Raw genomic sequence first — 13,131 nt, 5'->3', positions numbered from 1 at the left:
GGCGGGTTGGGCGGTGCCACGAGAGGACCTCCAGGTCAGGGCGGCATGAGGGCATGGCTGATGGACATGCCGACCAGACTTCCCGGCGCCCCTGTGGAGATGTTCTCTGCGGTTGTGGGTGAAGCGCCCACTCTACCGGGGGCGTAAAGAGCGGGCCGTAATGGGTGATCTTCAGACTAAATGCCCGATGGGCACCCGGCGCGTTGCCGGATGCCCATCGGAGCCGTACTCCGTACTCATGTGTCAGTTCTGTGCTGTAGGCCGTGTAGGCCGTGTAGGCCGTGTAGGCCGTGTCGGTCCTGTCGGTCCTGTCGGTCCTGTCGGTCCTGTCTGTGCTGTCTGTGCTGTCTGTGCTGTCTGTGCTGTCTGTGCTGTCTGTGCTGTCTGTGCTGCCGGTCCTAGTCCTCGGACGAGGAGGACGGCAGCTGGGTGGTGATCAGGTCCATCACGGAGGAGTCGGTGAGGGTGGTGACGTCGCCCAGTTCGCGGTTCTCGGCGACGTCCCGGAGGAGGCGGCGCATGATCTTGCCGGAGCGGGTCTTGGGCAGTTCGGCGACCGGCAGGACCCGCTTGGGCTTGGCGATCGGGCCGAGGGTGGTGCCGACGTGGTTGCGCAGTTCGGCGACCAGTTCGTCGGAGGCGGTCGCCGTACCGCGCAGGATCACGAACGCCACGATGGCCTGGCCGGTCGTCTCGTCCGTGGCGCCGACCACGGCCGCCTCGGCGACCGACGGGTGGGAGACGAGGGCGGACTCGACCTCGGTGGTGGAGATGTTGTGCCCGGAGACGAGCATGACGTCGTCGACCCGGCCGAGCAGCCAGATGTCGCCGTCCTCGTCCTTCTTCGCACCGTCGCCCGCGAAGTACTTGCCCTCGAAGCGCGACCAGTAGGTGTCGATGAACCGCTGGTCGTCGCCCCAGATGGTGCGGAGCATGGAGGGCCACGGCTCGGTGAGGACGAGGTAGCCGCCCCCGCCGTCCGGCACCTCGTTGGCGTCGTCGTCCACGACGGTGGCGGCGATGCCCGGCAGCGCGCGCTGGGCGCTTCCCGGCTTCGTCTCCGTCACACCGGGCAGCGGCGAGATCATCATCGCGCCGGTCTCGGTCTGCCACCAGGTGTCCACGATCGGGCACTGGTCGGCGCCGATGTTCTTCCGGTACCACATCCACGCCTCGGGGTTGATCGGCTCACCGACCGAACCCAGGACACGGAGGCTGCTCAGGTCGAACTTCGCGGGGATGTCGTCGCCCCACTTCATGAACGTACGGATCGCCGTGGGGGCGGTGTAGAGGATCGTGACACCGTACTTCTGCACGATCTCCCAGAACCGGCCCTGGTGCGGGGTGTCCGGGGTGCCCTCGTACATGACCTGCGTCGCACCGTTGGCCAGCGGCCCGTAGACGATGTACGAGTGCCCGGTCACCCAGCCGATGTCGGCGGTGCACCAGTAGACGTCGGACTCCGGCTTGAGGTCGAAGACCGCGTTGTGCGTGTACGAGGCCTGGGTGAGGTAGCCGCCGGAGGTGTGCAGGATGCCCTTCGGCTTACCCGTGGTGCCCGAGGTGTAGAGGATGAAGAGCGGCTGCTCCGCCTCGAAGGCCTCGGGGGTGTGCTCGGCGGACTGCCGGGCGGTGATCTCGTGCCACCAGACGTCGCGGCCCTCGGTCCACGCGGTGTCCTGGCCGGTGCGGCGGACGACGAGGACGTGCTCGACGCTCTCGAACCGCGAGACGGCGTCGTCGACGGCGGGCTTGAGCGCGGTCGGCTTGCCTCGGCGGTAGCCGCCGTCGGCGGTGATGACGACCTTGGCGTCGGCGTCCTTGATGCGGGCGGCGATGGCGTCGGCGGAGAAGCCGCCGAAGACCACGGAGTGCGCGGCGCCGATGCGGGCGCAGGCCAGCATCGCGATCGCGGCCTCGGGGATCATCGGCAGGTAGACGGCGACCCGGTCGCCCGTGCCGACGCCCAGCTCGGTCAGGGCGTTGGCGGCGCGCGAGACCTCGTCCTTCAGCTCCGCGTAGGTGATGGCCCGGCTGTCGCCCGGCTCGCCCTCGAAGTGGATGGCGACCCGGTCGCCGTTGCCCGCCTCGACGTGGCGGTCCACGCAGTTGTACGCGACGTTCAGTTTGCCGTCCGCGAACCACTTCGCGAAGGGCGGGTTGCTCCAGTCGAGGGTCTCGGTCGGCTCGGTGTCCCACGTCAGGCGGCGGGCCTGCTCGGCCCAGAAGCCCAGCCGGTCCGCCTCGGCCTGCTCGTACGCCTCTGCGGTGACGTTGGCGTTGGCGGCCAGCTCAGCAGGCGGAGCGAATTTCCGCTCTTCCCGAAGCAGGTTGGCCAGGCTCTCGTTGCTCACGACTTCTCCCAGTCCCAGGGTGTCCGTTGTGTCCCGGGGCATAGCTCATCAGGCGCGGGGCCAGGTGACAAGGGCCTGCCGGGAATTGGTTTAGACCTGTGTCTTCGTGTATGGAGCCATGATCCCGCTCCGCGGTCGAGGGCCGCCGTACGACGCGTGGCGCACGGCGGTTCCGTCCCCGTCGGGGTGTGTCGAGGCGTCTCGGGGTGTGTCGAGGCGTCTCGGGGTGTCTCGGGGTGTCGGGGGGGGATGCGGAACGGGGTCATCTGGTTGCACGGGGCCGGGGCTTGCCCGGTTCAGGCCGGAGGCGTTCGGGCTAGTTGATAACTCTTATCGGTGAATAAGCAGCTTTTCATTCGGTATGTCGCCCTTGCTATGCGGAACCGCGTGCGAATTTGGCCGCGCCGTGTCGGCACTTCAACGCAAATAACCTGCAAGGAAGAGGGTGGGCGGATGATGGCCGCCACGAAGAGGATCACCTTGGGCGTCATGTCCACGGCCTTGGTCGCCGTGCTCGCGGGCTGTTCCGGAGCCGGATCCGGGGGGTCCGCGTCAGGGGGTGCCGGAGCCGACGCGGAGAAGGGCGCCCACGGCGCCAAGGAGAACCCTCCGGCCGCAGCCCCGAAGAACGCGGTCAAGCTGATCGGGGACGGGTCCACCGCCTTCACCGGGGTCCAGCCGAAGGTGCCGGCCGTCGAACGCCTGGCGCCCGGCGAGAAGCCTCCCCAGTTCGTGGTGTTCTCCTGGGACGGCGCCGGAGAGGACAGCCAGAAACTCTTCTCGCACTTCCGCGGCGTGGCCAAAAAGTACAACGCCAAGATGACGTACTTCCTCAGCGGCGTGTACCTGCTGCCGGAGGAGAAGAAGGACCTCTACAACCCGCCCCAGCACGCGCCGGGCCGTTCCGACATCGGTTTCAACGACACCGATGGCATCCGCGACACCCTCAACGAGGTGCGTGCCGCGTGGCTGGAAGGCAACGAGATCGGCACCCACTTCAACGGCCACTTCTGTGGCAAGGACGGCGGCGTCGGCACCTGGTCCGTCGATGAGTGGAAGAGCGAGATCAGCCAGGCGAAAGCTTTCGTCAAGAGCTGGAAGACCAACACTCCGGAGCTGAAGGGCGAGGCCCCGCTCCCCTTCGACTACGACAAGGAACTCGTAGGCGCCCGCACCCCCTGCCTCGAAGGCCAGAAGAACATGGTCGCCGCCGCCCGGACCATGGGTTTCCGCTACGACTCCAGTGGCGTCGGCAACCAGGTCTGGCCCAAGAAGAAGGACGGGGTCTGGGACATTCCGCTCCAGCTCGTTCCGATGCCGGGCCGCGCCTTCGAGACCCTCTCGATGGACTACAACTTCATGGTCAACCAGTCCGGTACGGCCACCCAGGGAGACCCCTCCCAGCACGAGTACTGGGGCAACCAGATGCGGGACGGGCTGCTTCAGGCCTTCGACCGCTCGTACGACGGCAACCGGGCGCCCCTGATCATCGGCAACCACTTCGAGTCCTGGAACGGCGGCACCTACATGCGCGCCATCGAGGAGACCATCGCGCAGGTGTGCACCAAGGAGGGCGTGCGCTGCGTGTCCTTCCGCCAACTCGCCGACTGGCTGGACGCACAGGACCCGAAGACGCTGGCCAAGCTCACCACGCTCGGCGTCGGCGAGGCGCCCAAGACGGGCTGGTCGTCCTACCTCGGCACCCAGCAGGCCGCCGCGCGGCCCGCTGACAAGGGCCAGAGCAAGGAACAGAGCAAGGACCAAGGTGAGGGCAAGGACCAGGCCCCGGCCGAGGACGCCGGAGAGGCTCGGGACCAGGTCCCGGGCGGGGATGCCGGAGAGGCCCCGGCCGAGGACGCCGGAGAGACTCCGGACCAGGTCCCGGGCGATGCCTCGGGTCAGGGTGACGCGGGCTCGGCCCCCGCCGGAGGGAACGGCTGAAGCACCGAGGTGACGCCGGCCGAAACATCGGCCGATCGCTCACGACGCATCATTCGCCCCCTCGTCGGCCACCGAAAGGCGGCCGACGAGGGGGTCCCGTGCGATGAGTCAGACGGATGCGGTCACGCCCGCTCCTGCCTGGCGTTCGTCGAGCACGAAGGCGGGGTCGACCTGGGCGGCCAGGTCCGCGCCGGTCTTCTCGTTGCCCCAGCTCTCGGCGTTCTTCAGGTGGAAGTGCACCATCTGGCGCGTGTAGCGCTCCCAGTCGCGCGACCCGTACGAGTCCTCGGCGGCGTCCTGCAGCGTCTGCAGGGCCATCCGATTGTCGGCCTCCAGCAGTTCGAACCTGGACGGCCGGCCCTTCTCCATCGACCGTACCCAGTCGGAGTGGCCGATCCCGATCAGCAGGTCGTCGCCGACCTCCGCACGCAGGAACTCAAGGTCGTCCGGGCCCTGCACCTTGTTCCCGACGACCTTCAGTGCGACGCCGAAGTCGCGTGCGTACTCCTTGTACTGGCGATACACCGACACCCCCTTACGGGTCGGCTCCGCAACCAGGAACGTCATGTCGAAGCGCGTGAACATACCCGAGGCGAACGAGTCCGAGCCCGCCGTCATATCGACCACGACGTACTCCTCGGAGCCGTCGACCAGGTGGTTGAGGCAGAGCTCCACGGCCCCGACCTTGGAGTGGTAACAGGCCACTCCGAGGTCGGACTCGGTGAAGGGCCCCGTCGCCATCAGCCGGACGTCCCCGTCGTCCAGCCGAACCGTGCGCGCGCAGGCCGTGAAGATCGGGTTGTCCTCGCGGACCCGCAGCAGCCGGGAGCCCTCGCCGGGCGGGGTCGTCTTGATCATCGTCTCGGCGGAAGTGATACGGGGGTTGGCGCCCCGCAGGTAGTCCTTGATGAGGGGGAGGTGTGCGCCCATGGCGGGCAGCGCGGCGGCCTCTGCCTCGTCCAGGCCGAGGGCGGCCCCCAGGTGCTGGTTGATATCGGCGTCCACGGCGATGACGTGGGCTTCGTTGGCGGCGAGGTGGCGGATGAAGAGCGAGGACAGCGTGGTCTTTCCGCTGCCGCCCTTCCCGACGAAAGCGATCTTCATGTTCACCTAGGGTAGCCGGTCCGTCGCGGTGTGCGGTCACTGTTCGTGAAGAAGGCCACTTGGGGGTGGTGCGGGTGTGGTGGGCGCGTAGCCTCGCTACCTATGAGTACGACTGCCTCTGACCCGCTCGCCGCGCTCGGTTCCCTGCCCGGCGTTCCCGATGCCGTGGACTCCGTGCGCAAGGCCGTCGACCGGGTTTACGGTCATCGCGTCATGCGGCGCCGCAGCAATGAGGTCACGGCCGAAGCCGCGCTGCGGGGTTCTCGTGGTTCGGCCGCGCTGGCCGGTGCCGACTGGAACCTCGAGGAGGTGCGTCGGCGTACCGACTTCAGTGGTGAGGACGAGGCGCGCACGGTCGGCGCCGCGCTGAGGCTTTCCGCGGAAGCCGGGCAACTCCTGTCCATCTGGCGGCAGTCGCCGCTGCGGGTGCTGGCCCGGTTGCATCTGGTGGCGGCCGGCGGAGCGACTCCCGACGACGCGGTGGGGCGCCCCCGGCTGGCGGGTGAATCCGTCGACGAGCCGCTGATCGAGGCGCCGGTTCCCGGGGCCGAGGAGGTCGCCGGCCGACTCGAAGGGCTCTCGCGGCTGATCATCGCGGGCGGTAGCGCCCCCGCGCTGGTCATGGCCGCCGTGGTGCACGGCGAGCTACTGGCGTTGCGCCCGTTCGGCTCGCACAACGGCCTGGTGGCGCGGACCGCCGAGCGCATCGTGCTGATCGGCAGCGGGCTGGACCCGAAGTCGATCTGCCCGGCCGAGGTGGGACACGCGGAACAGGGTCGTGCGGCCTATGTCGCGGCGTTCGAGGGCTATACGGCCGGAACCCCGGAGGGCATGGCCGCATGGATCACCCACTGTGGGCGCTCCGTCGAGCTGGGTGTGCGTGAGTCGACCGCGGTGTGCGAGGCGCTTCAGCGCGGCGCCGCCTGATGGCCTGCCGCGGCTCGGGTGCCCGATGGTGAAGAGGTCGGCTTCCGGGTACGCCGTGGGGTGATGGCCCGGGGCAAGGGTTGCGGCGGCACCGATGTGCGGTACCGCCGCTGGCACGTCCGCCCAGTTACCAAGCGTCCTCGTAGGTTGCCCATCAGGTCGGGTACTTTGCCCGTCACCTGGTGCGGCTGGCCCGTAATCGACGGGTCGACGTCGCGTGGGTACTCGGCATTCGTGCGCGGTCCGTGGGGCCGTTCTGCGTTGCAGGTCATCCTCGCGGATGTCCTTGGTCTCGCGGGCCGTTAGATCCTTTGTACTCCAGGACCAGGGGAAGGGAAACCCCTGGCCCCGCTTCTTTACTTTTAGGTTCAATCAAGGGCGAATCGGGCGAGGCGCCATGCGGATGGAGCGCCCCTGCTCGCCTCGCCGAGCCTCGCCCCGCCTCACCCGGGCAGAGTGGCGCCGGCGGTACGCCGACGGCTGGCGTACCAGACCAGCCCGGCGGTGACGGCCGCCGCTCCGACCGCGGCCGCCGCCACGAGAGCGGGGCGGGGCGGCATCGAGAAGGCGGGCAGTCGCTGCTTGAGTCGGACCGGGCGGTTGAAGACGAGAATCGGCCACTCGCGAAGGGTCGCTTCGCGGCGCAGCGCGCGGTCGGGGTTGACCGCGTGCGGGTGGCCGACCGATTCCAGCATCGGTACATCGGTCGCGGAGTCGCTGTAGGCGTAGCAGCGCGAAAGGTCGTACCCCTCCGAGACCGCGAGCGCCTTCACGGCCTCGGCCTTGGTCGGTCCGTAGGCGTAGTACTCGACCTCGCCCGTGAAGCACCCGTCGTCACCGACGACCATGCGCGTGGCGACGACGCGGTCGGCGCCGAGCAATTCGCCGATGGGCTCGACGACTTCGGCGCCCGAGGTCGAAACGATGACCACGTCGCGCCCCGCCGTGTGGTGCTCTTCGATGAGGGTGGCGGCCTCGTCGTAGATGATCGGGTCGATCAGGTCGTGCAGGGTCTCGGCGACGATCTCCTTGACCTGCTGGACGTTCCACCCCTTGCAGAGGGCGGAGAGGTATTCACGCATCCGCTCCATCTGGTCGTGATCTGCGCCCCCGGCGAGGAACACAAACTGTGCGTACGCAGTGCGCAGTACAGCGCGGCGGTTGATCAGTCCGCCTTGGTAGAAGGACTTGCTGAAGGTCAGCGTCGAAGACTTCGCAATGACCGTCTTGTCCAGGTCAAAGAAGGCTGCTGTGCGCGGCGAGAAGCAGTTTTCCACAACGCTGAGCATAGGGGCCCACCATTCGGCGTAAACTCCGGCGCGTGGGTTTGCCTGAGAAGGCCCTCGGGTACACCATGGAAGTCACGGATCGTTCGCGACCGTGCTAACCCGGTCCGACTCCTCCCCCCCCGAGTCGGCCGTGGGGACGACCCCCGCTCTCCCCCCCGGCGGGGGTCGTCGCATGTCCGGACGCGTTTTAGGGGTGGGAGCCACCTGAGCCTCCCGTCTGGCCGCTCATCGGCCCGATTGTGTGAGCCGGGTGTCGTGCGACTCATCTCGTCACAGTGTGTAGCCAGAGGGCTGCGCTCCGGAAGTCGCTGGTTCGGGTTACGAAGTTATTCACAGCCTCGAAGTTGTCCACAGTTTTTCATCAAGATCCACATGATTTTCCGAGGTGCTGCACGTTGATTCCACCCGCGAAGTCCGCGGGTGCCGGAATCGCGCATCTCGGAACGCTCCGAGAACACCGCGAACCGCACTGAAGGGGCAGTGAGAAGGGGGCGGAGATCGTGGCTGGATCCATCGCAGGAGAAGGAGCGGCGGTCGCCGAGGGGCGGCGCGGAGGTCCGCTGATCGTGACGGAGGACGTGGAGCTGCTCGACGACCTGCTGCGGCTGTGCGCGGCGGCCGGAGCCGAGCCGGAAGTTCATCACGGGCCGCCCGGACGTCGGGGCGGCTGGGAGCGGGCTCCGATGGTGCTGGTGGGAGATGACGCCGCCGCGCGTTGCCGCGGCGCCGGCCGCAGGAAGGGGGTGATGCTGGTGGGCCGGGACCAGGACGACCCGGACGTGTGGCGGCGGGCAGTGGAGATCGGGGCCGAATATGTGCTGCGACTGCCCGATTCCGAGGCCTGGCTCGTCGATCAGATCGCCAACGCCGCCGAAGGCGTGGGGCGGCCCGCTTTCACCGTCGGTGTGATGGGCGGCCGGGGCGGCTCCGGCGCGTCGACGCTGGCCTGCGCCCTTGCCGTGAGTGCGGCGAGGTCCGGTAGGCGGACGATGCTGATCGACGCCGACCCGTTGGGGGGCGGAATCGACGTCCTGCTCGGCGGCGAACGTGCCGAAGGCATGCGGTGGCCGGATTTCGCGCAGTCGAAGGGCCGTCTCGGGGGCGGAGCCCTTGAGGACTCGCTGCCCGCGCTCCACGGGTTGCGGGTGCTGAGCTGGGATCGGGACGACGAAGTGGTGATCCCGCCGCAGGCGATGCGTGCGGTGCTGGCCGCCTCGCGACGACTCGGCGGGGTGGTGGTCGTGGACCTTCCGCGCCGGGTCGACGAGTCAGTGGCCGAAGCGTTGGCCCAACTCGATCTCGGCCTGCTCGTGGTGCCGGGCGAACTGCGCGCGGTGGCAGCGGCCAGGCGCGTCGCGGCCACGGCCGGAATGGTGCTGGACGACCTGCGGGTGGTGCCCCGGGGGCCGTACGCGTCAGGGCTGGACGGGCGATGGGTCGCCCGGGCCATCGGCCTCACGCTCGTCGGCGAACTCCCGAGGGAATCAGGCCTTCTGGCCTCCCAGGACGACGGCACCCCGCCCGGAGGCAGTGCCCGGGGGCCGCTGGCCCGGTTCTGTTCGGCCTTCTGGGACCAGGTGGCGGCGGCCGGTGACGCAAGCTCCGTGACCGGACTGCCCGGGGGAGGGACGGCATGACGGACGAACTGCTCGACGCCGTACGCCAGCGGCTGGCACGCAGCGGTGCCGCTCCCACCCCGGCCGGAGTGGCCGCCGCTCTACGGGCCCAGGGGCGGTTGCTGGGGGACGCCGAGGTGCTCGGGGCGGCGGCGGAGTTGCGCGGCGAGCTCGTCGGCACCGGAGTGCTGGAGCCGTTGCTCGCGGACCCGGAGGTGACCGATGTGCTGGTCTCCGCGCCGGACCGGGTGTGGGTGGACCGGGGCGGTGGGCTCCAACTGACGGGCGTCACCTTCCCTGATGCGGCGGCGGTGCGGAGGCTGGCCCAGCGTCTCGCCGCGGTGGCGGGCAGGAGGCTGGACGACGCACGTCCGTGGGTGGACGCACGACTGCCCGACGGCACACGGATGCACGCCGTGCTGCCCCCGATGGCCGTCGGCTCGACCTGCCTGTCCCTGCGCGTGGTGCGGCCACGGGCTTTCTCGCTGGCGGAGTTGGTGGACGCGGGCACGGTGCCGCCGGGCGGAGACCGGATCCTGCGGGCGCTCGTGGAAGCCCGGATCTCCTATGTCATCAGCGGCGGCACAGGGGCGGGCAAGACGACGCTCCTCGCCAGTCTGCTGGGCGCGGTCGGCCCGAACGAGCGGATCGTGCTCGCCGAGGACTCCGCCGAGCTGCGGCCGGACCATCCGCATGTGGTCCGTCTGGAGTCCCGTCCGGCCAATCAGGAGGGGGCGGGCCGGGTGACGTTGCGGGATCTGGTGCGGCAGGCACTGCGCATGCGGCCCGACCGGCTGGTGGTCGGAGAGGTGCGAGGAGCTGAGGTCACCCAGTTGCTGGCCGCCTTGAACACCGGACACGAAGGCGGGTGCGGCACTGTCCACGCCAATGCCGCCGAGCATGTGCCGGCCCGACTGGAGGCTCTGGGCACGGCGGCCGGTCTCGACCGGGTGGCGCTGCACAGTCAGTTGGCGGCCGCGCTCTCGGTGGTCGTGCATCTCGTGCGGGACCGCGCGGGGCAACGGCGCGTCGCCGAGGTGCACGTCCTGGAGCGGGACGCGGCGGGACTGGTCCTCACGGTTCCGGCTCTGAGCTGGGGCGTCGGCGGATTCGTTCCGGAGCGCGGATGGGAACGTCTGCGGTCGCTGATCGGGGGTGCGCTGTGACGGGGGTGACGTCCGCGTACGCGCCCCAGGCGGTGGCTCTCTGCGCGGGTTCAGCGGTCTGGCTCACGATGGTGCGGGACACGGGCGTTCGGCGGGCGAGGGTGTTGTTCGTGGACACTCCAGCCGAGCCGGGTCGGCCATGGAGCCGATGGCGGCCACACCTGCTCAAGGCCCTGGCGGGTGTGAGGCAGTCGTCCCGGAGGCGTCGGGAGTGGTGGTGCGTTCCGGTCGCGGTGCTGCTTGCGGTGCTGGGGGATTCGGTGCTGCCGCTGGTCGCGGGGGCCATGGCGATCCCGTTGGTGCGCCGGTGGTTGCGGAGGCGGGCAGGAGCGCGGGAGGCGGAGCGGGCCGCGACCGCGGTGGCGGCGTTGTGCGGAGCCGTGGTCGGGGAGTTGCGGGCCGGCCGTGAGCCGGGACAGGCGTTGCTGGTCGCGCTGCGCGAAGGTCCGGCGGAAGCCGGCTCATGGGCTACGCCCGCTTCAGGCGGCCGGCTGGGGGAGGCGGAGACCGCGGTGCTGGCGGCGGCGCGGTTCGGCGGCGATGTGCCGGCGGCACTGCGGCAGGCGGCACAGGGCCCGGGGCTGGGGGGCCTGTCCGGGATGGCCGCGTGCTGGCGCGTGGCCGTGGACGGTGGGGCCGGGCTGGCGAACGGGCTGGAGCGCCTGGAGACGGCGCTGCGGGAGGACCGGCGCAGACAGGAGGAGCTACGCGCTCAACTGGCGGGAGCGTGGTCGACGGTCGTGGTCCTGGCACTGCTCCCGCTTGCGGGTCTGGGGCTGGGAGCGGCACTCGGAGCCGAACCCTTGCGTGTACTGCTGCACACCCCGGGCGGCCTGGCCTGTCTGGCTGTTGGGTTGCTCCTGGAGGCGGCCGGGCTGTACTGGGCCTGCCGGATCGTGCGCGGAGGGGAGGCGGCGTGAACGCGGCGGCTGGAGAAGTTCTCCACAGCCTGGGGATGTCGGCGGCGGTGCTGGGTGTGGCGGCTCAGCTGGTAGCCGTGATCGCCGCCGGATTTCGGAAGCGAGCGGTGCGCGGGCGGGGCGAGCTGCTGCTGGGGACAGTCCTTGCGGCACGGCCCGGCAGGTGGCGCCGGATGGTCGCACCGTTCCGGGCGAGCGGTGGTTCGGGGCTCTCCGAGCCCGCTCGGCAGTGGGCGGCCCCGGCCGGGGCCTGGCTGGCCGGATGGATTCTGATCGGTGGTGCGATGGGCTGCGCGGTCGGTTCGGCCGCGGCGTACGGGATGTGGAGGTGGCGGCGGTCCCGGCCTCGCGCTCGTCCCGGCGGTACCCATCCGGAGCGGGCCGTGATCGCCGGGCAGCTTCCGCTGGCCGCGGATCTGCTGGCGGCCTGTATCGCGGTCGGCGCAGGTCCCCGGGAGGCGGCCGCGGAGGTGGGCGAATCCATCGGCGGCCCGGTCGGTGACCGGCTCGCCCGCACGGCCGCCGAGATCCGCCTCGGCGGCGAACCGGCCGAGGCGTGGGGTCGGTTCGGGGAGATACCGGGAGCCGGCCCGCTGGCCCGCTGTCTGCACCGGGCGGGTTCGACGGGGGCCCCGGCCGCGGAGCCGGTTGCCAGGCTGGCCGAGTCGATGCGCGCCGAGCGAGCCGCCGCGGCGGTGACGCGGGCGCAGCGGGCCGGGGTGCTGATCACGGCGCCGGTCGGCCTCTGCTTCCTCCCCGCCTTCCTGTCGGTCGGGGTGGCGCCGGTGATCATCGGCCTGGCCGGTGACCTGCTCGCGACCGGCCGTCCGGGCAGGTGAGGCCGTCCGGGCAGGTGAGGCCGTCCGGGCTGGTGGGGCTGCGCGGGCTGGTGGGGCTGCGCGGGCCGGTGGGCGTGCCGGGCTTTCGCGGCCGACGGCGACCTGGCGGTCATTCATTTTCACTGTCACTCACGGGTGTTCCTTTCGGGCGCCCGCTCGTCATCGATGCTCATCGGGGGATGAAATGGAAACGAAGTTCTGGGGCCGGGCCGTCGACGTTCTGCGCGGCGGCCGGCTGTCCGCGGGCGTGCCGGACCGGAGGGCGAAGTGGGCCGCACGGTGGGCGGGGCGGTTCGGCCGGTCCGACCGAGGGATGACCACGTCCGAGTACGCGGTGGGAACCATCGCCGCGTGCGCCTTCGCGGCGGTGCTCTACAAGGTGGTGAACAGCGGGCCGGTGCTGTCGGCGCTGCAGTCGCTGGTCGAGGACGCGCTCGATGCGAAGTTCTGAGACCCCGCCGGGGCCCCGCCCGGGGAAGGGGCCCGTGGCGTCGGACCGCTGCCTTCCCCGGGAGTGGCAGTGGGGGCGGCACGGGAGAGCGGCCATGCGTGGCGACGGTGGCGACGGGCGCGGCGACCGGGGCGCTGTGACCGCGGAGGCGGCCGTGGTGATCCCGGTGCTGGTGGCCTTCACCATGGCCCTGCTGTGGGCGTTGATGGCGGCCTCGGACCAGATCCGCTGTGTGGACGCGGCGAGGGCGGGGGCACGGGCGGCGGCCCGTTCGGAGCCGGAGGAGGCGGTACGGGAAGCCGTCCGCGACACGGCACCCCGTGGTGCCCGGGTCGAGGTGGGGCGGGCAGGAGACCTGTGGCGCGTCCGGGTGGAGGCCCCGACCCCGGGGCCGGGCGTGCTGGCCCTGACGTTGAGCGCCGAGGCGGCCGCCTTGGCGGAGGACACGGTCGGGGGCTCCGGGCCGTGAGGGCGAGGGAATCGGAGACCCGGGCCGGGGCCTGGGCGGGTGTCGTCGTTGGGGC

At 70.5% G+C, this 13,131-nt stretch carries 11 protein-coding genes; 8 read left to right on the top strand and 3 right to left on the bottom strand.

The features are described from left to right. Positions 1-398: 398 nt before the first annotated feature. On the bottom strand, positions 399-2,396 hold the full coding sequence (gene acs, locus HET64_RS28090; protein WP_215109955.1) for an acetate--CoA ligase: 1,998 nt from the start codon (positions 2,394-2,396) through the stop codon (positions 399-401). 411 nt (positions 2,397-2,807) lie between these two features. On the opposite strand from acs, the gene HET64_RS28085 reads away from it, so the two are divergent. Continuing rightward, positions 2,808-4,295: a hypothetical protein gene (locus HET64_RS28085; protein ID WP_215109954.1), complete on the top strand. Its 1,488-nt coding sequence runs from the start codon at positions 2,808-2,810 to the stop codon at positions 4,293-4,295. Between the two features lie 108 nt (positions 4,296-4,403). Here the strand turns inward: HET64_RS28085 and HET64_RS28080 are convergent, their stop codons facing one another. Beyond that, complete coding sequence (locus tag HET64_RS28080) at positions 4,404-5,399, bottom strand: ATP-binding protein (RefSeq protein ID WP_215109953.1); 996 nt, start codon at positions 5,397-5,399, stop codon at positions 4,404-4,406. Positions 5,400-5,501: 102 nt separating this feature from the next. Between HET64_RS28080 and HET64_RS28075 the strand changes: the two genes are divergently transcribed. Further along, positions 5,502-6,326: an oxidoreductase gene (locus HET64_RS28075; protein ID WP_215109952.1), complete on the top strand. Its 825-nt coding sequence runs from the start codon at positions 5,502-5,504 to the stop codon at positions 6,324-6,326. A gap of 443 nt (positions 6,327-6,769) precedes the next feature. On the opposite strand, the gene HET64_RS28070 is transcribed toward HET64_RS28075, so the two are convergent. After that, positions 6,770-7,615 carry an HAD family phosphatase gene (locus HET64_RS28070; protein ID WP_032791512.1) on the bottom strand — a complete coding sequence of 282 codons (846 nt, stop codon included), beginning with the start codon at positions 7,613-7,615 and terminating at the stop codon, positions 6,770-6,772. Positions 7,616-8,115: 500 nt separating this feature from the next. Between HET64_RS28070 and ssd the strand changes: the two genes are divergently transcribed. The 6 genes from ssd to HET64_RS28040 all read left to right on the top strand — a co-directional run bounded on the left by ssd (position 8,116) and on the right by HET64_RS28040 (position 13,076). Further along, a complete protein-coding gene (gene ssd, locus HET64_RS28065) occupies positions 8,116-9,252 on the top strand; it encodes a septum site-determining protein Ssd (protein ID WP_215109951.1) in 1,137 nt (378 codons plus the stop codon). Next, positions 9,249-10,397, top strand: coding sequence for a TadA family conjugal transfer-associated ATPase (locus HET64_RS28060; RefSeq protein ID WP_215109950.1), 1,149 nt, complete (start codon positions 9,249-9,251; stop codon positions 10,395-10,397). Before ssd ends, HET64_RS28060 begins: the two co-directional genes overlap by 4 nt. Continuing rightward, a complete protein-coding gene (locus HET64_RS28055; protein ID WP_308370396.1) occupies positions 10,394-11,317 on the top strand; it encodes a type II secretion system F family protein in 924 nt (307 codons plus the stop codon). The genes HET64_RS28060 and HET64_RS28055 overlap by 4 nt, the downstream gene beginning before the upstream one ends. 35 nt (positions 11,318-11,352) lie before the next feature. Then, positions 11,353-12,156 carry a type II secretion system F family protein gene (locus HET64_RS28050; protein ID WP_251145977.1) on the top strand — a complete coding sequence of 268 codons (804 nt, stop codon included), beginning with the start codon at positions 11,353-11,355 and terminating at the stop codon, positions 12,154-12,156. 184 nt (positions 12,157-12,340) lie between these two features. Continuing rightward, positions 12,341-12,607: a DUF4244 domain-containing protein gene (locus tag HET64_RS28045; protein ID WP_215109947.1), complete on the top strand. Its 267-nt coding sequence runs from the start codon at positions 12,341-12,343 to the stop codon at positions 12,605-12,607. A 94-nt stretch (positions 12,608-12,701) separates the two neighbouring features. Then, positions 12,702-13,076 carry a TadE family type IV pilus minor pilin gene (locus HET64_RS28040; RefSeq protein ID WP_215109946.1) on the top strand — a complete coding sequence of 125 codons (375 nt, stop codon included), beginning with the start codon at positions 12,702-12,704 and terminating at the stop codon, positions 13,074-13,076. The last annotated feature ends 55 nt before the right edge of the window (positions 13,077-13,131 follow it).

It is taken from the genome of Streptomyces sp. McG3 (genome assembly GCF_018619185.1).
In the GTDB taxonomy this organism is placed as follows: Bacteria; Actinomycetota; Actinomycetes; order Streptomycetales; family Streptomycetaceae; genus Streptomyces.
Note: the sequence above shows the minus strand (reverse complement) of the source record. Positions and strands in the feature narration are given on the sequence as shown.